Origin of the sequence: Streptomyces sp. NPDC046727, assembly GCF_040645635.1 — a bacterium.
In the GTDB taxonomy this organism is placed as follows: Bacteria; Actinomycetota; Actinomycetes; order Streptomycetales; family Streptomycetaceae; genus Streptomyces.
Genome location: NZ_JBEYYR010000002.1, coordinates 80,170 through 100,749, shown reverse-complemented (window position 1 = coordinate 100,749; position 20,580 = coordinate 80,170). Strand labels below are relative to the sequence as shown.

The window sequence follows — 20,580 nt, the reverse complement described above, 5'->3', positions numbered from 1 at the left end:
GTCCGCTCACTCCTCCGGGGCGGAGACGACCGCGTGCAGCGGCGCCAGCAGCCGGTTGACCCTGCGCACGTCGTCCGCCGACGCCAGCCGCAGGCACTCGCGCGGCCGGGGGTCGAGGGGCACGTCCGGGCAGCGGTCCTGGAACAGCTGGAGCGCCTTGCGCGGCCGGCAGCGCTTGGACGTCCAGCACAGGCCCTGCACGTCGTCGCAGCGCTCGCGGATCACCCGTACCCAGTACCGGGTGCCGGCGTACTCCTTGGTGTCGATCAGCCAGTCGTCCTGCCAGACCGCGGCCAGCCCCTCGGCGGTCGTGAGGTCCACCAGGGAGAGGTCGGCCGTGGTGCGGACCGCGGACAGGACGTACCGGGACGCCTCGGCCCACGGGATCTGGCGCACCCCGTCGTCGCCGAACTCGACGGACCTCAGCAGCACTTCGGACAGGGCGGTGACCGGGTCGAGGGCGGCGTAGAGGTAGGGGTACGGGTCGTGCTCGGTGGGGTCGAAGCGGCCGCCCTTGAAGAACTCGTGCGCGACGTTCGGGTTGAACTCGCCTGCCGCGTACCGCTCCTCGTGGCACCGCCACAGCACGGTGCCCGCCGTGAGGGTGTGCCGCAACGGCTTCATGGCGACGCCCTCGGGCGGAAGCTGACCCGCCATCAGAGCGCCCCCACCAGCTCGGCGGCGGCGCGCTCCAGCGCGTCGTCGGGCACGACTCCGAGCAGCTCCGCGGGGACGCCGCCCAGCCATCGGTTGCCGCCCAGCCACCAGTCGGCGGCTCCCCAGGGGTCGCGGTCCGCGCGGAGCAGTACGTTGATCCGCCGGACGACCGGCAGCGGTTCGGCCGTACCGGGCCTGAACTGGAAGCGGGGGTAGCGGATGCCGTGGTCCGGGTCGCGCAGCCGGATCAGTCCGGCGGGCGCGTCCGGGCCGCCGGGCGGCGCCTCCTGGCCCTCGGTCAGCGCGGTGCGCTCGGACTCGGACAGGGCGGGCGCGGCGAGGAGCCTGCGGCGGGCGGTCCGCAGTAGTTCGGCGGGGTCCGGTGGCGGGGTGCCGAGGACGCCGATCACGGCGTCGATCGTGGTGAGGCCGGGGAGTTCACGGGTGGCGGCGGCGTAGCGGTGGCCGCCGAGCGCCTCGGACACCGGGTGGTCGGGGGGCAGCGCGGACAGCGTGCGCTTCATGCGGCGCACGGCACGGGCCACGGCCGTCGGGTTCCCGGCGGCGGTCTCCTCCCGCATCTGGCGCAGTGTGCCGGACAGTCGACCGAGATCGTCCTCGTCCAGCCCGGTGATGACCGTGGTCCAGTGTTCCTCCAGCAGCCGGAGCAGTTCCTCCGACGTCATGCGCCCTCTCCTTCCTGCGGCCGGGCGGGGGCCGCCGGTGCGGGGTTGCCGTGGTGGACGAAGGCCGCCCAGGTGTCGGGGCGGTCGCGGACGTCCTCCGCGAGCCGCCAGGCGGCCGAGATGTGCCGGAGCGCCGGGACGGGCGGGCGCTCGTCCGGCGGGGTGAGCATCCAGCGCTGGGCGGCGCGCAGCGCGTCCGGTGGGGCCAGGTCGCGGGCCAGCGCGTCGTGCAGGACGAGCAGGAGCAGCTCGGACCGCATGTCGTCGACCTTCCAGCGGGAGCCGATGGCGTCGGCGGCCAGCCGGTGCACGAGCACCGAGGTGACGGTCAGGGCCTCGTCGTGGTCGCGGGTGGTGAGGTCGGTCTCGCAGCCGCCGCACACGACCAGGGGCCCGGCCGAGCGGAACGCGTCGCCCTCGGCGGGCGTCTCCAGCAGGGTGCTCAGCGTGAGCTCCCCGCCGCTGCCTGACGGCTCGCTCCGGGCCAGCCGCAGGGCCGACCGGGTGGGGTCCGGCCCGGCGAGTCCGTGACAGGCGAGGTGCACCAGGGAGGCGGGGGCGGCGGCCCGGCCGCCGAGCAGGGCCAGGACCGTCTCCGGCGTGGCGGGGTTCTCGTCGGGCCGGTGGACGACCGCGTCCCGGTAGTGGACGTCGGCCAGGGTGTCGATCTCCTCCTCGGCCCATGCCAGATCGTCCTCCCCGTGGAACACCAGGGCCGGCCGCTCGGCCAGTGCCATGCGACGGCGTCCCGCGGCACGCAGGAACTCCCTGCCGGAGGCGGCGTGCGTGAGGACGGCGACCTCGCAGGCCCGCACGGCGCGCGGCACGCCGTACCCGGCGGGCGGCCGCAGTACGGCCGCCTGCCAGGGCACGACGCCCAGGTCGCCGCAGGGCACGATGACGAGGCGTACGGCGTCGGGGCGTACCGCGTCGGCGGGGGCGTCCCGCAGGCCCGACTCGGTGAGAGCGCGCTCCCACAGGCCGAGGTGGTCCAGCGCCGGGCCGAGCACCTCGCCGGCCCATGCGCACAGGTCGTCCAGGGCCCCCAGCCAACGCCGCTCGGCGCGCTTCTTCTCCCGGTCGTCGGCGGTGCCGTCGGCTACGGCCTCCAGGCGCTGCCTGTCCGCCCCGGCCGCCAGGTACTCCGTGACGGGCTCGCGGCCGTCCGGGGCCGGGGCGGACCACGGCAGCACCGTGAGGGGCCCGTCGCCGGTGACCGCCAGTACGGTCCCGTCCGGGGCGTCGACGCCGGGGACCAGGTACAGCAGCGCGTCCGCCCCCGACTCCCGCAGTCCGGCGCGCAGGTCGCGCACGGAGGCGAGCACCGGCTGTACGTCGGCCCCGCCCCGCCCGCGCAGTACGTCCAGCGAGCGGCGCCGCAGGTCACCGGGCAGGTCGGGGGCGCCGGCGCCCGCCGCGGACAGCACGTCCAGCGGGGACCGGTCACGGAGGGCGTCCGCGCCCGCGGACAGCTCCAGGAGGGAGCGGTCGTCGCCCCGTTCCCCGGGGGTGTCGGTGCCCGCGGCGCGCCAGCGCTCGGCCAGTTCGTTCTCGCCGAGGGCGGCCAGCCGGTCCGCGACACCGGCCGAGACGGCCGCCGCGCCGAGCACCAGGGAACGGCCCGCCTCCAGACAGCCGATCGCCTCCTCGGTGAGCCCGGCGCGCAGCGCCCAGAAGGCCGCTCTGCGGCCCCGGTCGGCGGCCGCGCGGGCGATGCGCAGGCCACGGCCGACACCCTGCTGGAGCAGGACGTCGTCGGCGGAGAGCCGGAGCGAGGTGCGGGCGAGGCCGACGGCGGTCCGCAGTTCGCCGTCGGCGCCGGGCGTGCCCGCCCGGAGGGTGGCGCGCTTGGCGTGCAGCGCGGCCAGGTCCCAGGTGAGCCCGGCGCCGCCCGGCCCGCCGTCGGGCAGTTCCGTCAGCGCCCGCGTCAGCTCGGCGATCGCCTCGTCCAGCGCCTCGGCGTCGCCGGTGAGCAGATGCAGGGTGTCCAGGGCGAGCGCGATGCCACCGCGCGCCCTGGACCGGAAGTCGGAGGTGAATCCGGTGTCGTCCAGGGCGGCACGGGCGCGTCGTACGCCCTCGGCGATGCGGCTCGGGTCGGACTCGGCGATCGCGGTCAGGGTGAGCAGCGGGGCCCAGGTGATGTCGAGGAGGCTCCGCAGGACGGGCATGTCCACCGATGTCTCCACGGCCCGCTGGAGGTGGTGCACGGCGGCACGCAGGTGGGCGGTCCGGTCGTCCGTCGATGTGGCGAGCACGACGCGGCCCAGGTAGGCGCTGCCGAGGACGAAGCCGGTCAGGGCGCCGGTCCATTCCTCGGCGGCGTCGTAGGTCTCGTCCAGTTCCAGTTCGCACAGTGCGTCGATGACGTCCTCGACCGCTTCGGCGTCGCTCCGGTCCAGGGCGGACGTCAGCCGCACATGGAGCCGGACGGTCTCGCCGCACAGGCGCAGGGTGGCGGCGTGGCCGCTCAGGGGGTCGTCGTCCCACTGCTGTGTCTCGAACAGCTCGCGGGCCATGTCCTCGTCCTGCAGGCTGCCGCCGGTGAGGGCGGCCCCGATGAGCAGTCCGGGCACGACGACACGGAGCCACTCGCCGTGGGTGCGGCTGTCGAGTTCCCCGTCGGCCGACGCCTCGTGCATCAGCCGCAGTGCGTCCCGGAACCCCTGCATGTCGCCGGTGCGGGTGGCGAGGGCTACGTGGACGAGGGCGGCGACCATCCTGGACGGCAGGGGGGCGCCGGCCTCCTGCCCCTCGGCCTGCCCGGCTCCCGACAGTTCGGCGAGGAGCCGGGAGACGTCCTCCGGCCCGATGGTCCCGGGTGACATCACCTCGGCCAGGGCGAAGTACTGGCTCAGGGTCTGCCGGACCTCCTCGGCCCCGTCCCCGTCGCCGGCCGGCGGGTCACCGGCCGCCTCCGGCCGCGGCGGGGAGGTGGCGAGGGTCCGCTCCATCTGCCCGAGGATCCACGGCAGTCTGTCCAGCGGCGGCGGCACCGCACCGCTCGGCATGCTGCCGAGGAGGGCCCGGCTCCCGCGCACGAGCGCACGGGTGTCACCGGTCAGCAGGGCGTCGGTCATCTCGCCGAACGTGCGTAACTGGTCGCGGATCTGGGGCGTCATGTGCGGGTGCTCGCGTTCGAGCAGCAGCCGGACGAGCAGCGCGCTGTCCTCGACCACGCCCGAACCGCCCTCGGCGAGGGGGGTGCCGACCGCGGAGAGGGACATGAGCCGGTCGACGAACCACTCGTTCGCGGGCCGGGCCGAGAACTCACGGTTCAGCCGCACCAACCGTGACCCGACCAGGGCCACGAGGTCCTGGCGAGCGGCCTCCCGGTCCTCCGCGCCGAGCAGGGCCGACGCCCGGGCCTCCTCCAGCAGGGTCAGTGCCCGCTCCCGGTCGGCCGTCTCTCCCTCCAGGACGAACCGCACGGCACGGCACCGGCCGAGCCTGGCCGCCACCGCCGCGGCCGTCGCCTCCCCGCCGCTCGCGTGCGCCAACTCGGCGTGGAGCTCCTCCAGTTCGTCCGTCAGGGCGTCCAGCTCCGGCCCTCGTGTCCCCGTGTACTTCTCCGGTTCGACAGGTACGGAGAACCCGTCCGTGCGGGCGAGCGCGGCGGCGGCACGCCCGGCCGCGGTCCCGGATTCACTCATGCGTCATCCCCTCCGCCGCCCATGGTGCCCGCTGCCGGGGTCCGGCAGCCCGATCCGGCGCACCTCACGGGCATCCTGCCGGACAACGCCCGGCCCCCGTCCGGATTCCGCCCGGGGAGACGCGATGACGGCGGGATCAGGCAGGCTGCCGGTCCCGGCCCGAGGCAAGGGTCAGGACCAGGTACAGCACCAGGGACGTGCCGAGGCCCACCGCCCAGCCGTAGTCGGCGAGCGGGGCCAGCGCGGGAATCGGCCGGCCGTCGATCAGGGGCTTGAAGCTCGCGCCGCCGATCGCGAGGACACCGCCCGCCAGGAAGGCGACGACCGCCCGCCAGTTCCAGCCGCCCGCGTACCAGTACCGGCCGCCCGCGCGGTACAGGTCTGCGAGGTCCAGGCGGGTGCGGCGCAGCAGCCAGTAGTCGGCGACGAGGATGCCCGCGACCGTGCCGAGCAGGCCGCCGACCAGGCCGAGCCAGGTGAAGATGTAGCCCTGCGGGTCGGAGTACAGCTTCCACGGGAAGATCAGCACGGCGAGGACCGCGGTGATCAGCGCGCCGGTGCGGAAACTCACCTTCCTGGGCGCCACGTTGGAGAAGTCGAAGGCCGGGGAGACCAGGTTGGCGGCGATGTTCACGGACAGGGTCGCCACCAGGACCGTGACGAGCGCGTACAGCAGACCGACCACGTTGTCCGTCTTCGCCGCCAGCTGCACCGGGTCCCAGACCGGTTTGCCGTACACGGCCTGCGAGCCGGAGGTCACCAGCACGGAGAGGAAGGCGAACAACGTCATGGTGGTCGGCAGGCCGAGGGCCTGGCCCCAGGTCTGCGCCTTCTGGCTCTTGCCGTAGCGGGTGAAGTCGGGGATGTTCAGCGACAGCGTGGACCAGAATCCGATCATGCCCATCAGCGAGGGCCAGAACAGCTTCCAGAAGTCGCCGTCCCAGCCCAGTGAGGAGGGCTGGTCGAAGAGCGGGCCGACGCCGCCGGCCTTGCCGCTCATCCACCACAGCATCACGAACGCGCCGACGAGCACGAAGGGCGCGGCCCAGTTCTCGAAGCGGCGGATGGTCTCCATGCCCCGGTGGATGATGGCGACCTGGATCATCCAGAAGATCGCGAACGACAGCCACATGGTCCAGGCGTAGCCGCCGATGTGCGAGGCGTTCGCCCAGCTGTCGCCGATGAGCTTGCCGGCGAGGAAGTAGATCGCCTCGCCGCCGATCCAGGTCTGGATGCCGAACCAGCCGCAGGCCACCAGCGCCCGGACGACGGCGGGGAGGTTGGCGCCGCGAATGCCGAAGCTGGCGCGGGCGAAGACCGGGAAGGGGATGCCGTACTTGGGTCCCGCGTGCCCGGTGAGCAGCATCGGGACCAGCACGATCAGATTGGCGAGGGCGATGGTGAACACGGCCTGCTTCCAGTCCATGCCCACGGCGATCAGCCCGGAGGCCAGGGTCCAGGAGGCCGTGTTGTGGGCCATGCCGACCCAGAGCGCGGAGAAGTTGTACGTGGTCCAGGTGCGCTTCTCGACGGGGACCGGAAGCAGGTCCTCGTTGGCGTACGGACCACTCGGCGGCGGAGTGCCGGGAGCGAGGTGCACACGCCCGTCGGGGAGGGTGACTTGGCCGGACAGGGGTATGGCCGTGGGAGCGGTGTCGGTCATGGGCTGGCCAATCGGGGTGAGGTGGGTCGGGAGTGGCCTTGCGGGCACCAGCCACCTCCCCGGGGAGGTGGGGAGGGGAGACCAAGAGGGGCGTGGGGGGCTCGAACCGCGGGTTCTCGCTCAGGCGTTGACGGCCGGGATCACTGTCGAGCCGTAGGCGTCGATGGTGGCTTCCTGGGCGTCGTGCATGTCGTACACGGCGAACTGGTCGACGCCCAGCTCGCGCAGCGCGTTCAGCTTCTCGATGTGTTTCCCGGCCGGCCCGATGACACAGAACCGGTCCACGATCTCGTCGGGCACGAACTGGGTGTCGGGGTTGTCGGCGCGGCCGTGGTGGGAGTAGTCGTACCCCTCACGGGCCTTGATGTAGTCGGTGAGTTCCTCGGGGACCTGGGAGGAGTGCTCGCCGTACTTGGCGACCAGGTCGGCCACGTGGTTGCCGACCATGCCGCCGAACCACCGGCACTGGTCCCGCGCGTGGGCGAGCGCCTCGGGCGAGTCGTCCTCGGTGACGTAGGCCGGGGAGGCCACGCAGATCTTCACCTCGGACGGGTCGCGCCCGGCGGCGACGGCCGCGTCCTTCACGGCCTTCACCATGTACTCGGTCAGGTACAGGTCGGACAGCTGGAGGATAAACCCGTCGGCCTCCTCGCCGGTCATCTTCAGCGCCTTGGGGCCGTACGCGGCCATCCACACGGGCAGTCGGGCGCCCTGCCTGATCCACGGGAACCTCACGACCGTGCCGCCGAGGTCCGCCTCCTCGCCGCTGCCGAGGGCGCGGATGACCTTCATGGCCTCGCTGATCCGGGCGAGGGTGTTGGGTTTGCGGCCGGCGACGCGCATCGCGGAGTCGCCTCGGCCGATGCCGCAGACGGTGCGGTTGCCGAACATGTCGTTGAGGGTGGCGAAGGTGGAGGCGGTGACCTCCCAGGTGCGGGTGCCGGGGTTGGTGACCATCGGGCCGACGGTCAGCTTCTGGGTGTTCGCCAGGATCTGGCTGTAGATCACGAACGGCTCCTGCCAGAGCACGGCGGAGTCGAAGGTCCAGCCGTAGGTGAAGCCGTTGCGCTCGGCCCGTTTCATCAGGCTGATGACACGGGAGGCGGGCGGGTCGGTCTGCAGGACGAGTCCGAAGTCCATGGGCGCCACTCCTAGGTGAGGTACTGACAGGTGGAGCGCGGGGTGAAGACGCCGTGCCCGGCACGTCCGGTGTACGCGCGCTGGTCGATGACGGGTTCGCCGCGCGACAGGACGGTCTCGACGCGGCCGGTGACGCGTGTGCCCTCGTACGCCGAGTAGTCGACGTTCATGTGGTGGGTCCGGGCGGACAGCACCTGCTCGGCGTGCGGGTCGTAGATGACGACGTCCGCGTCGGCGCCCGGGGCGATGGTGCCCTTCTGCGGGTACAGGCCGAACATCCGGGCCGGGGTGGCGCAGGCGATCTCGATCCAGCGGCGGCGCGAGATGTGCCCGTCCACGACGGCCTGGTGGAGCAGGTCCATACGGTTCTCCACGCCCGGCAGCCCGTTGGGGATCTTGGAGAAGTCGCCGCGGCCCAGCTCCTTCTGGCCCACGAAGCAGAAGGGGCAGTGGTCGGTGGAGACCACCTGGAGGTCGTTGGTCCGCAGTCCCCTCCAGAGCCGCTCCTGGTGTTCGCGCGGCCGCAGCGGAGTGCTGCACACGTACTTGGCGCCTTCGAAGTCGGGTTCGGCGAGGTTGTCCGTCGACAGGAACAGGTACTGCGGGCAGGTCTCCCCGAAGACGTTCAGCCCCTCGTCCCGGGCGCGGGCCAGCTCGGCCACCGCCTCCATGGCCGAGACGTGCACGACGTACAGGGGCGCGCCGGCCACCTGGGCGAGCCGGATGGCGCGGTGGGTCGCCTCGGCCTCCAGCAGGGCCTTGCGGACCTCCCCGTGGTAGCGGGGGTCGGTCTCGCCCCGGGCGAGCGCCTGCTCCACCAGCACGTCGATGGCGATGCCGTTCTCGGCGTGCATCATGATCAGCCCGCCGTTCTCGGCGGAGCGCTGCATGGCGCGCAGGATCTGCCCGTCGTCGGAGTAGAAGACCCCGGGGTAGGCCATGAACTGCTTGAAACTCGTCACCCCCTCCTCGATCAGCAGGTCCATCTCCTTGAGCGTCTCCTGGTTCACATCGGAGACGATCATGTGGAAGCCGTAGTCGATCGCGCAGTTGCCCTCGGCCTTGGCGTGCCAGGCGTCCAGTCCCTCGCGCAGGGAGTGGCCGACGCTCTGCACGGCGAAGTCGACGATCGTCGTCGTACCGCCCCAGGCGGCGGCCCGGGTGCCGGTCTCGAAGGTGTCGGAGGCGAAGGTGCCGCCGAACGGCAGCTCCATGTGGGTGTGGGCGTCGACGCCGCCCGGGATGACGTACTTCCCGGTGGCGTCGATCGTGCGGTCCGCGCTCCAGCTCTGCGAACCGGGCGTGGCGAGGGCGGCGATGCGGGTGTCTTCGACGAGGACGTCGGCGTGGATCTCGTCCGAGGCGGTGATGACTAGGCCACCGCGGATCACGGTACGGCGGGTCACGGGCCCTCTCCTTCGTGGTCACGTGCGGGTTGTCTGTGGTTGCTCGCGCAGTTCCCCGCGCCCCTTCAGGGCGCGGTCAGCGGGCCGTAGGTCCCCGGCGCGCGGTCCCGGTAGAACTGCCAGCGGTCGCGGACCTCGCGGAGCTTGGCCAGGTCGAGGTCGCGTACGACGAGTTCGGTCTCCTTGTCGCTCGCGACCTCGCCGACGAACTGGGCCTCCGGGTCCACGAAGTACGTGGTGCCGTAGAAGTCGTTGTCGCCCAGGTCCTCCACGCCGACCCGGTTGATCGCGCCGACGAAGTACTCGTTGGCGACGGCCGCCGCCGGCTGCTCCAGCTGCCACAGGTAGCGGGACAGGCCGCGCGAGGTGGCCGAGGGGTTGAAGACGATCTCGGCGCCGGCGAGGCCCAACGCCCGCCAGCCCTCCGGGAAGTGGCGGTCGTAGCAGATGTAGACGCCGATCCGGCCGGCGGCGGTGTCGAAGACGGGCCAGCCGCTGTTGCCCGGGCGGAAGTAGAACTTCTCCCAGAAACCCTGGACCTGGGGGATGTGGGTCTTGCGGTACTTGCCGAGGTAGGAGCCGTCCGCGTCGATCACCGCGGCGGTGTTGTACAGGACGCCCGGCTGCTCCTCCTCGTACATGGGCAGGACGAGGACGATGCCCAGCTCGCGGGCGAGGGCCTGGAAGCGCCGGACGGTCGGGCCCTCCGGGATCCGCTCGGCGTACTCGTAGAACGCCTTGTCCTGGACCTGGCAGAAGTAGGGGCCGTAGAACAGCTCCTGGAAGCACAGGACCTGGGCGTCCTGGGCGGCGGCGTCGCGGGCCGCCTGCTCGTGCACCTGGATCATGGATTCCTTGTCGCCGGTCCAGGCGGTCTGGAAGAGGGCGGCACGGATCACTCGGCTCATCGAGACCTCCGGTAGCTCGGTGTGCGTTGAGCGTAGGAAGCTCCGACGGCCGGTTCGACGGGCAGCGTGTCACGTCCGCGGGTGGTCGGCGTGCCACCGTGTCACGTGTGCGCGGTCCCATGTTTCACCGCCGTTGTCGCAGGTCGTCGCATGTTTCATCCCTGTTGCGCGTCGTGCGCGAGGAGCGCTATGTGCACGGAGGCCGCCTGTTCGAAGTCGTCCAGGTCAGCGCCGAGGCGGGACTGTATGGCCTCCAGGCGGCGGTAGAGGGCCGGCCGGGAGACATGGTGGAGCTGGGCGGTGCGGGACTTGTTGCGGCCCGTCGCCAGATAGGTCCGCAGGACGTTCAGCAGCTCGGGTTCGGCGTCGCACAGCAGCCCGTCCAGCTCGCGCTCGGCGAAGGACTGCACCTGCGGGTCGTCGCGCAGCAGCCGGATCAGTCCGCGCAGATGGACGTCCTTGAGCCGGACGACGGCCGGCAGGTCCAGGGCGGTGGAGGAGCCGGCGACGGCGTCGGCGACGTGCTGGGCCTCGCGCAGCCCGGCGGGCACGTCCTCCCAGTCGGTACGGGGGCCGGCGGCGGCGACCACGGCCGGCGACCGCGCCCGCAGCCGGGCCGCGAAGTGTGCGGTGAGCGCCTCTGCGTCCTGGTCGGGGGCGAGGCTGAGCAGCACGGCGGCGGCCCCGTCGGCCAGCTCCGCGACGATGCCGGGCAGCCCCAGCAGGCGGAGCACCCGGTCGAGCTGGTCCGGCGCGCGGCCCTGGACGACGAGCGGGACGAAGGTCCGCCGGTTGACCGGCAGTCCGGCCGCCCGGGCCCGCGGCAGCAGCTGCCGGGCCGGTACGACCCCGGAGACCAGGTCGGTGAGCAGGCTCTGCGCGGACTGCTCCTCCCAGCTGTGCGCGGAGCCGCCGCCGAGCATCCGGTGGAGCACCAGGGCCTCGGCGGCCCGGTCGGCGAGCAGCCGCCCGGTGGCCAGCTCGCCCCGGTAGCCGCACAGCAGCAGCCGGCCCCACCGCTCCCCGCGTCCGCCCAGCTCGGCGTGGATCCAGCCGTCCGCGGCGCCGGCGCCCGCCTGCCGGGCGACCCGCTCCCAGTCGCGCAGCACGTCGTCCACCGCGGACCGCTCCCCCGCCGTGCCGAGGACCCGGTGGGCGAGGTTGGTGACGACCACCGGGCAGCCGCTGTGCCGGGCGATCTCGTCGAGCAGCCGCTGCAGCGGGGCACCGGCCGTGATCAGTCCGGTGAGGGCGGTCCGTACCGTCTCCGACAGGCTGATCGCGGCGAACTTCCGCCGTACCAGCCGGGACTGCACCTCCTCGGTCAGCTCGGCGAAGGGGAACGGCCGGTGCAGGACGACCATGGGCAGCCCGCACCGCTCGGCGGCCCGGCGCATCACCTCGGGCGGCGTGGGAAAGGCCCGCCCCAGGCCGAGGACGACGGCCGCCGCCTCGGCCCGGTGCAGGGACCGGATGTACTCGGCCTGCCGGGACTCGTCCCCGGCGAGCAGCACGCCGGTGGTGAGGACCATCTCCCCGCCGCTGAGCATCACGCCGACGTCGGCGGCCTCGGCGACATGCACCCAGCGCACCGGCCGGTCGAGCTGTCCGGCGCCGGCCACCACCTCGGGCTCGCCGGCGAGCACCCGCTCCAGGGTCAGCACCTGGCGCACGGACAGGACCGGGTCGGGCGGCTGCGGGCCGGTGTGCCGGGGCTCGGCGGGGATGGTCATGGCCGTACACCTGCTCTCTCGTACTTGCCGACGCTGGTGCCTCAGGCGCTCTCGTAGGCGCTGCGCAGCGCGCGTTCCAGGATCGCCGCGCCCTCCTCGGCCTCGGCGACGGTCAGCGACAGCGGCGGGGCGATCCGCAGGGCGCTGGTGTCGTGCCCGCCGCCCTTGCCGATGAGCAGCCCGCCCTGCCGGGCCGCCTCCAGCACGGCCGCGGCGGCCCCCGGGTCGGCTTCGTCCGTGCCCGGCCTGACCAGCTCGACGCCGATCATCAGGCCGCGTCCGCGCACCTCCCGGACCCCGGGCAGCTGGGCGGCGACCGCCCGCAGCCGCTCGATGAGCAGCCCGCCGACGCGCCGGGCGTTGCCCTGGAGGTCGTGTTCGAGGAGGTAGGCGAGGTTGGCCAGGCCGGCGGCCATGGTGATCTGGGTGCCGCCGAAGGTGGAGATGCTGTTGGCGTCCAGGCAGTTCATGATCTCGGCGCGGGTGATGACCCCGCCGATGGACATGCCGTTGCCGATGCCCTTGGCGAAGGTGACGATGTCCGGCGGGCCGCTCGCGGCGTGCGCCTGCCAGCCCCAGAAGTGTTCGCCGGTGCGGCCCCAGCCGGTCTGCACCTCGTCGGCGATCCACAGGGCGCCGTGCTCCTGGAGTACGTCGCGGAACGCGGCGTACAGCCCGTCGGGCGGCGAGGTGAACCCGCCGACGCCCTGGACGGGTTCGGCGATCAGCGCGGCCGGCGGCCGGGTGTGGCCCAGGAGGTCCTTCAGGTCGGCGACACAGGCGTCGATGAAGGCGCGGTCGTCGAGACCGGCGAACGGTCCCCGGGTGCGGACGCCGCCGTGGACGTACAGGGTCTGCAGCGGGGAGAGGGAGGTCGGGGACCAGCCGCGGTTGCCGGTGATGCCGACCGCGCTGAAGGACCGGCCGTGGTAGCTGTTCCGCATGGCGAGGACGGTGTTGCTGCGCCGGTGGGCGGTGGCGAGCAGCAGGGCGGTGTCGTTGGCCTCGGTGCCGGAGGTCGTGAAGAACACCCGGGCGTCCGGGACGCCGCTCAACTGGGCGATCCGTTCGGCGAGTTCGACCATGGGGCGGTTGAGGTACAGGGTCGAGGAGTGCAGGATGCGCCCGGCCTGCTCGCTCACGGCCTTGGTGACCTCGGGCAGCGCGTGGGCGGTCATGGTCGTCAGGATCCCGCCGAAGAAGTCCAGGTACCTGTTGCCGGCGGCGTCCCAGACGTGCCGGCCCTCGCCGTGGGTGATCTCGATCGGGTCGTCGTAGTAGAGGGCGAGCCAGTCGGGCATGACCCGGCGGTGGCGGGAGTGGAGGTCGCTCACGGCTGCACCAGCCCTTCGTAGGCGTCGGGACGGCGGTCGCGGTAGAAGGCCCACAGCTGCCGCACTTGCTCGATGAGGTCGAAGTCGAGGTCGCGGACGAGGAGTTCCTCGTTCTTGTCGCTCGCGGTCTCTCCCACGAACTGCCCGCGCGGATCCACGAAGTACGACGTCCCGTAGAAGTCGTTGTCGCCGTACTCCTCCTGCCCCACGCGGTTGATGGCGGCGACGAAGTACTCGTTGGCGACGGCCGCGGCGGGCTGCTCCAGCTGCCACAGGTGGGCGGACAGGCCCCGGTGGGTCGCCGACGGGTTGTACACCAACTGGGCGCCGTTCAGTCCGAGTTGCCGCCAGCCCTCGGGGAAGTGCCGGTCGTAGCAGATGTAGACGCCGACCTTGCCGACGGCGGTGTCGAAGACGGGCCAGCCCAGGTTGCCGGGCCTGAAGTAGTACTTCTCCCAGAAGCCCTTGACCTGTGGGATGTGGTGCTTGCGGTACTTGCCGAGATAGGTCCCGTCGGCGTCGATCACGGCGGCGGTGTTGTAGTAGAAGCCGGACTGCTCGACCTCGAAGACCGGTACGACGATCACCATGCCGGTCTCGCGCGCGAGGTCCCGCATCCGGCGCACGGTCGGCCCGTCGGGCACCGGCTCGGCCCAGCGGTAGTGCTCGGGATCCTGGACCTGGCAGAAGTAGGGGGCGTTGAAGACTTCCTGGAATCCGATGATCTTCGCGCCCCGGCGGGCCGCCTCACGGGCGTGCTCCTCGTGTTTCGCCACCATGGACTCGGTGTCGCCGGTCCAGGTGGCCTGGACCAGACCGGCGCGGACGACGTTGGCCATGAGCTGCTCCTTCGACACGACGTCAGAGCCTCTACGCCCGTAGAGCAGGGCGTAGAGGCACGAACGTAAGCCTCTGCGAGGCCCTTGCCAAGACCATCGTCGTCAACCCGCGGAGTCGATCATGTTTCACACTCCTGTGGGTGAGCGGACCGGGACACACCGGGACACACCCGACCGCCTCCGCTCACGGATGGTACCCAGCGACCCGCAGTGCGTGCACGAGGTCCCAGTGCCGTTCGTCGGAGACGCCGAGGGCGGCGGCGAGCACCAGCGGCACCAGCCGCCGGGGATCGGCGGTGACACACCGGGCGGCCTCCTCGGGCGTACGGACCCGCACATAGGCGTCCAGCAGGGCCCGCACCTCCCTCCCCCGGCCCTCGCCGTCCAGCCGCAGCACGGCCGCGCCGATCAGCTCCGCGGGCCGCGCCACACCCTGCCGCAGCATCTGCCGCCCGTCGCCGTCCCGCCCGGCCGCGGCGAGCGCGTCGGCGGCGGCCACGAGCCGCTCCGCGGGCAGCGCGGCGGCCTCCCACAGGAGCGTGGCCCAGTCGGCGCCGAGTCCGGCCCGCTGCAGGGCGTCCGCGAGCAGCGGCAGCCGGCCCACGGGCCACTGCGCGGCCTCGACCAGCAGCACATGAGCCTCGCCACTGCGCCCTTCGGCCCGCAGCCGCGCAAGCCGCGAGACGGCCTCGGCGACCACGGCACGGCCCTCCTCGTCCACCACCTCGACACCCGACACCACCGGGTCACGCGTCTCCTCGACCCCGGCGAACCGTGCCCCCCGGGGCGCACGACGCTCACGAGCAACGGCAGCCTCCGGCACAACGGCCGGGGCGACACCGCCCCCATCGACAACCCCGGCGAACCGGGCACTGCCACGGCGACGTTTGCGGGGTTTGGCGGGGGCGTCGGGCAGGGCATCGGCTGCGGCAGGGTCGTCCGGGACTACGCCCTGAGCGGCCGCCGCGGGAGGCATGGCGCCCTGCGGAACGCCAGCGGGAGACGGGGAGGTTCGCGAATCCTGAGCCCCGGGAGGGCCGGCGTGAAGCGCGGGGCCGGGCCGGCCGGGATCGACGGCGGGGTTGCCGGGTTGGGCGAACCAACCGGGCGGCGCCTGGGCGGGGCGGACGGGATCGGCGGTGGAGGTGCTGGGGTGGGCGAACCAATCCGGCGTCGCGGCATCGGGGGCGGGAGCCGACTGGGCAGGTCGGACGGGATCGACGGCAGGGGCGCCGGGCTGGACGGGCCGACCGGGCCGTGTGGTGTCGGCCGCGGGAGGTGCCTGGGCGGACCCGACGGGATCTACGGCAGAGGCACCGGGTGGGACGGACCAATCCGGCGGTGCGGCGTCGGCTGCGCGGGTGGACCGGCCGGCGGGGCCATCGGCAGCTTGCGCGGACCAGCCGACGGACGCGGCATCGGCCACTGCCCGAGCGGACCGACCCGACGGGCCGGACCGAACGGGCGAGCCGGCGGAGGCGCCCGATGACGCGGACCGGTCGACGGGCGCGGCACCAGGAGCGGGCTCAACTCGGCCGGGAGCTACGGCAGGGGCGCCGGCCCCCGTGGACCAATCCGGCGATGCGGCGTCAGCGGGGTGGGCGGGGCGGTCGGTGGGTGGGGGTGAGGTCGTTGTCGTGACCTTGCCGTCCCGCGCTGTGCGCGTGTCCTGGTCGGCGTGCGGAGTGCCCGTGTAAAGGCCGGAGCGGGCGGCCCGCCCGGCTCCCGCGTCCTGCTCCTCAGACCCAGGACCCATGTAGGGGCCGTAGCGGGTGGCCTGCTCGGCCCCCGCGCCCTGCTGCATAGGCGCAGTGCCCGTGTAGGGGCCGGACCGGCCGGCCCGCTCGGCTCCCGCGTCCCGCTCCACCGACCCAGGACCCACATAGGGGCCCGATCGGCCGGCCTGCCCGGCTCCCGAGCCCTGCTCCGTAGGCGCAGGGGCGGAGTGGGTGGGCTGCTCAGTCGGTCTGTTCTGCGCTGTGCTCGCGTAGGGGTCCGGGGGTGTGTCCTGTAAGGCCCGTGCGGTCCGCTCCCCGGGCGGGCCCCAGCCGCCGGTGCCGCCGTGGACGTCCTCGCCGGCGGGCAGCCGTCGTCGGTCCAAGTCCGCCAGGCGCGCCTGGAGTTCGGCGCAGCGGGCCGTCGCGCGGGCGTGGTCGTCGTCGGCCCAGGCGAGGTCGTGGCGGAGGGAGTCGGACTCCTCCGGGGACACGGGCGTGGACAGCAGGCGGATCAGTTCGGCGTGGCGTTCCGCGGCGTACCGCTGCTCGCGGAGCATGACGTCGAGCCGGTCGAGCAGGGCCTCCCGGGCGCCGGGCCGGGCGTCGTACGCGGCGAGCGCCGCCCCGTACAGCGCACGGGCGCGCTCCCGCTCGGCCACCGCCGCGGCGGAGCCGTACGCCGCGCCGAGGTCCTCCAGCAGCGCCTCCACCACGTCCCACGGCGGCACCTCGCGCCCGTCCAGGCAGGCTCGCATGCCCTCGGGGTCCCGTTGCCAGAAGACCCCGCTCCAGCCGCCGCGCGGATCGAGGCGCGCCAGCACGGCGTCCAGGTAGCTCGCGAACTCCCGTACCCGACCGGGGAGTTGATCCACAGCCATCGTCCAGCTCCCGCCCGACCGCCAGCACTCCGTTCGGTAGGCAACACCAGTCGTGTTACGGGCCTGCTACGGAGAGTTTTCCGGCAGCGCGCGGTCAGCTCATCGCGGGATCCCGGTCGCTGCGCGGCGAGCCCGGCTCCGCGCCGGCCTCAGGCGTCCACCAGGGCGCATCGCGCGACCAGTTCGTCCATGGACAGGCCCAGGACGCGCGCCAGCGCGGCCACGGTGAAGAACGCCGGTGTCGGCGCCCGCCCCGTCTCGATCTTGCGGAGCGTCTCCGCCGAGACGCCCGCCTCGGCGGCGATGTCGGCCATGCTCCGGCTGCCGCGCGCCTCGCGCAGCAGCTGCCCGAGCCGCTCGCCGCGTTCGCGCTCTTCGGGGGTGAGAGGGGTGCGCACCATGCCCCCATTCTGCCTCCCACCCGTCCCCATTCAAATACCGGTATAGTAATTGGCATGATGGAACTGAAGACGGACGCGTCGATCGACGCGATGTACGCGGCGGGCCAGGTCGTCGGCCGCGCCCTGACGGCCGTACGGAAGGCCGCGGACGTCGGCGTCTCGCTGCTGGAGCTGGACGAGGTGGCCCGGGAGGTGCTGCGCGAGGCGGGCGCGTCCTCTCCGTTCCTCGGCTACCGCCCCTCCTTCGCCCCGACCCCCTTCCCCGCGGTGATCTGCGCCTCGGTGAACGACGCGATCGTGCACGGCATCCCCACCCGGTACCGGCTCCGCGACGGTGACCTGCTCTCCGTCGACTGCGGCGCCGCCCTGGACGGCTGGGTCGGCGACTCGGCTATCAGCTTCGTGGTGGGCCGCCCGCGCCCGGCGGACCTCCGGCTGGTCGAGACCGCCGAGCGGGCCCTGGCGGCGGGCATCGAGGCGGCCGTGCCCGGCAACCGCATCGGCGACATCGCCCACGCCGTCGGCCGGGTCTGCCGTACGGCCGGTTACGGCATCCCGGGCGGATTCGGCGGCCACGGCGTGGGCCGCCGTATGCACGAGGACCCCGAGGTCCCGAACGAGGGACGTCCCGGCCGCGGCCTGCCGCTGCGCCCCGGCATGGTCCTCGCCATCGAGCCGATGCTGATCGCGAGCGGCAAGGACGCCTACTACGAGGCGGGCGACGGCTGGACCCTGCGCACGACCGACGGCTCCCGAGCGGCCCACGCGGAGCACACTGTGGCGATCACGGAGTCGGGCCCCAGGATCCTCACGGCACGAGAAGCGCCCTGAAGGGGCGCGGGGAACTGCGCGAGCGGCCACCGCGCACCCGCGGCCGCCGAAGCACAGGAACCCCCACCCCCGTAGGCGAACATGCCCACCCCAACGGTTCGTGTCATCGTGGGCATGAGCAGCTCCCGCCCGGTTACCCGGCGGAGCCAGTCGTCTGCGAAGGAACGGAACGCCATGACCAACGGCTACCCTCCTGACCCCTTCGGCGAATTCCTGGCCCGCTTCTTCGGCGGTGTCCCCGGTGGAGCCGACCGGCCGCGCCACATCGACATCGGCCGCCTGCTCAGCCAGCCGGCCCGGGAGCTGGTCAGAGGGGCCGCCCAGTACGCCGCCGAGCACGGCAGCCGGGACCTGGACACCCAGCACCTGCTGCGCGCGGCCGTGTCGGCGGAGCCCACCCGCAGTCTGCTGACCCGGGCGGGCGCGGACCCGGACTCGCTCGCGACGGAGATCGACGACCGGGCGGGCCCGGTCCAGCACGCGCCGGGCGAGGCACCGCCGCCGACCTCGCTGTCGCTGACCCCGGCCGTCAAGCGGGCCCTGCTGGACGCGCACGACATGGCCCGGGCCAGCGGCGCCGGGTACATCGGCCCGGAGCACGTGCTGAGCGCTCTGGCCGCGAATCCGGACTCGGCGGCCGGGCACATCCTGAACGCGGCCCGGTTCTCGGGGGGCGCCCTGCCGCCCGAGGCCCCGGAGACCGTGCAGCCCCGCCCGGAGCGGCAGCGGCCGACCGGGACGCCCACCCTGGACAAGTACGGCCGCGATCTGACCGAGCTGGCCCGGCAGGGCCGGATCGACCCGGTGATCGGCCGGGACATGGAGATCGAGCAGACCATCGAGGTGCTGTCCCGGCGCGGCAAGAACAACCCGGTGCTGATCGGTGACGCGGGCGTCGGCAAGACGGCCGTCGTGGAGGGGCTCGCCCAGCGGATCGCCGACGGCGACGTACCGGACGTCCTGGCCGGGCGCCGGGTGGTCGCCCTGGACCTCACCGGGGTCGTGGCCGGCACCCGCTACCGGGGCGACTTCGAGGAGCGGCTGAACAACATCGTGGAGGAGATCCGCGCCCACTCCGACCGGCTGGTCGTCTTCATCGACGAGCTGCACACCGTCGTCGGCGCCGGTTCCGGCGGCGAGGGCGGCGCGATGGACGCCGGGAACATCCTCAAGCCCGCCCTCGCCCGGGGCGAGCTGCACGTCGTGGGCGCGACCACGCTGGAGGAGTTCCGCCGGATCGAGAAGGACGCGGCCCTGGCCCGCCGCTTCCAGCCGATCATGGTCCCCGAGCCGACGACCGAGGACGCGATCGAGATCCTGCGCGGGCTGCGCGACCGGTACGAGGCCCACCACCAGGTCCGCTACACCGACGAGGCGCTGGTCGCCGCCGTCGACCTGTCGGACCGGTATCTCACCGACCGGCGGCTGCCGGACAAGGCCATCGACCTGATCGACCAGGCGGGCGCCCGGGTCCGGCTCGGCGCCCGGACCAAGGGCACGGACGTACGCGCGATGGAGCGCGAGGTCGAGCAGCTGGTCCGGGACAAGGACCAGGCGGTCGCCGACGAGGACTACGACAAGGCCAAGGAGCTGCGTGACCGGATCGGCGCGGTGAAGGAGCGGATCGCGCGGGCCAGCGGCGACGAGCAGGCCGACGAGGGGCAGCTGGAGGTGACGGCGGAGGCCATCGCCGAGGTGGTGTCCCGGCAGACCGGCATCCCCGTCAGCCGGCTGACCCAGGAGGAGAAGGAGCGGCTGCTCGGCCTGGAGGAGCACCTGCACGAGCGGGTGGTCGGCCAGGAGGAGGCCGTCGCCGTGGTGTCCGAGGCGGTGCTGCGGTCCCGCGCGGGGCTGGCGAACCCCCACCGGCCGATCGGCAGCTTCCTCTTCCTCGGCCCGACCGGCGTCGGCAAGACCGAGCTGGCCCGCGCGCTCGCCGAGGCCCTGTTCGGCAGCGAGGACCGCATGGTCCGTCTCGACATGAGCGAGTACCAGGAGCGGCACACCGTCTCCCGGCTGGTGGGCGCCCCGCCCGGGTACGTCGGCCACGAGGAGGCCGGGCAGCTCACCGAGGTGGTGCGCCGGCACCCGTACTCGCTGCTGCTGCTCGACGAGGTGGAGAAGGCGCACCCGGACGTCTTCAACATCCTGCTGCAGGTCCTGGACGACGGCCGGCTCACCGACTCGCAGGGCCGCACCGTGGACTTCACCAACACGGTGATCGTGATGACCAGCAACCTGGGCTCCGAGGTGATCACCCGGCGCGGTGCCGGGATCGGGTTCGGGCCGGGCGGCACGGAGGCCGACGAGGAGGCGCGGCGCGAGCGGATCCTGCGGCCGCTGCGGGAGCACTTCCGGCCGGAGTTCCTCAACCGGATCGACGAGATCGTGGTCTTCCGGCAGCTGACGGGCGACCAGCTGCGGCGGATCACCGACCTGTTGCTGGAGAGCACCCGGCGGCTGATGGACGGGCAGGGCGTCACGGTCGAGTTCACACCCGCGGCCGTGGACTGGCTCGCCGAGCGCGGCTACCAGCCGGAGTACGGCGCCCGACCGCTGCGCCGCACCATCCAGCGCGAAGTGGACAACCAGCTGTCCCGGATGCTGCTGAACGGCACCCTCTCCGAGGGCGGCCGGGCGACGGTGGACGTGAAGGACGGGCGGCTGGACTTCCGCGCCGGGGAGACCCAGCCGCCCGCAGCGGAGACCCCGCCGCCCGCACCGGAGTTGTGA

The 20,580-nt window shown here is 73.2% G+C and carries 14 protein-coding genes; 2 read left to right on the top strand and 12 right to left on the bottom strand.

All coding sequences use genetic code 11. The features are described 5' to 3' along the window. Nucleotides 1-6: 6 nt before the first annotated feature. The 12 genes from ABZ937_RS02610 to ABZ937_RS02555 all read right to left on the bottom strand — a co-directional run bounded on the left by ABZ937_RS02610 (nt 7) and on the right by ABZ937_RS02555 (nt 17,016). Nucleotides 7-657 (bottom strand): RES family NAD+ phosphorylase, encoded by a 651-nt coding sequence (locus tag ABZ937_RS02610; protein WP_361684872.1) that lies wholly within the window; start codon nt 655-657, stop codon nt 7-9. Next, complete coding sequence (locus ABZ937_RS02605) at nt 657-1,343, bottom strand: hypothetical protein (protein WP_361684870.1); 687 nt, start codon at nt 1,341-1,343, stop codon at nt 657-659. Before ABZ937_RS02605 ends, ABZ937_RS02610 begins: the two co-directional genes overlap by 1 nt. After that, entirely contained in the window at nt 1,340-4,996 is a 3,657-nt protein-coding gene (locus ABZ937_RS02600) for a CHAT domain-containing protein (RefSeq protein WP_361684868.1), read from the bottom strand. Before ABZ937_RS02600 ends, ABZ937_RS02605 begins: the two co-directional genes overlap by 4 nt. Before the next feature lie 136 nt (nt 4,997-5,132). Further along, a complete protein-coding gene (locus ABZ937_RS02595) occupies nt 5,133-6,659 on the bottom strand; it encodes an NCS1 family nucleobase:cation symporter-1 (protein ID WP_361684866.1) in 1,527 nt (508 codons plus the stop codon). Nucleotides 6,660-6,779: 120 nt separating this feature from the next. Then, on the bottom strand, nt 6,780-7,799 hold the full coding sequence (locus tag ABZ937_RS02590; RefSeq protein WP_361684864.1) for a TIGR03842 family LLM class F420-dependent oxidoreductase: 1,020 nt from the start codon (nt 7,797-7,799) through the stop codon (nt 6,780-6,782). 11 nt (nt 7,800-7,810) lie between these two features. Beyond that, nucleotides 7,811-9,205 (bottom strand): dihydropyrimidinase, encoded by a 1,395-nt coding sequence (gene hydA, locus ABZ937_RS02585; protein ID WP_361684862.1) that lies wholly within the window; start codon nt 9,203-9,205, stop codon nt 7,811-7,813. Nucleotides 9,206-9,270: 65 nt separating this feature from the next. Then, entirely contained in the window at nt 9,271-10,113 is an 843-nt protein-coding gene (locus tag ABZ937_RS02580; protein ID WP_361684860.1) for a nitrilase-related carbon-nitrogen hydrolase, read from the bottom strand. A 155-nt stretch (nt 10,114-10,268) separates the two neighbouring features. After that, a complete protein-coding gene (locus ABZ937_RS02575; RefSeq protein WP_361684858.1) occupies nt 10,269-11,846 on the bottom strand; it encodes a PucR family transcriptional regulator ligand-binding domain-containing protein in 1,578 nt (525 codons plus the stop codon). Nucleotides 11,847-11,887: 41 nt separating this feature from the next. Beyond that, nucleotides 11,888-13,147 carry an aspartate aminotransferase family protein gene (locus tag ABZ937_RS02570; protein WP_361685403.1) on the bottom strand — a complete coding sequence of 420 codons (1,260 nt, stop codon included), beginning with the start codon at nt 13,145-13,147 and terminating at the stop codon, nt 11,888-11,890. A 29-nt stretch (nt 13,148-13,176) separates the two neighbouring features. Beyond that, nucleotides 13,177-14,019, bottom strand: coding sequence for a nitrilase-related carbon-nitrogen hydrolase (locus ABZ937_RS02565; protein ID WP_361684856.1), 843 nt, complete (start codon nt 14,017-14,019; stop codon nt 13,177-13,179). A gap of 184 nt (nt 14,020-14,203) precedes the next feature. Continuing rightward, nucleotides 14,204-16,615 (bottom strand): hypothetical protein, encoded by a 2,412-nt coding sequence (locus ABZ937_RS02560; RefSeq protein WP_361684854.1) that lies wholly within the window; start codon nt 16,613-16,615, stop codon nt 14,204-14,206. Between the two features lie 149 nt (nt 16,616-16,764). Beyond that, complete coding sequence (locus ABZ937_RS02555) at nt 16,765-17,016, bottom strand: helix-turn-helix transcriptional regulator (protein WP_361684852.1); 252 nt, start codon at nt 17,014-17,016, stop codon at nt 16,765-16,767. A 54-nt stretch (nt 17,017-17,070) separates the two neighbouring features. Here ABZ937_RS02555 and map point away from each other — a divergent pair, with 54 nt between their 5' ends. Both map and ABZ937_RS02545 read left to right on the top strand, forming a co-directional pair. Continuing rightward, the gene (gene map, locus ABZ937_RS02550; RefSeq protein WP_361684850.1) at nt 17,071-17,847 is read left to right on the top strand and encodes a type I methionyl aminopeptidase; all 777 of its coding nucleotides are present in this window, start codon (nt 17,071-17,073) and stop codon (nt 17,845-17,847) included. A 174-nt stretch (nt 17,848-18,021) separates the two neighbouring features. Further along, nucleotides 18,022-20,580: an ATP-dependent Clp protease ATP-binding subunit gene (locus tag ABZ937_RS02545; RefSeq protein WP_361684848.1), complete on the top strand. Its 2,559-nt coding sequence runs from the start codon at nt 18,022-18,024 to the stop codon at nt 20,578-20,580.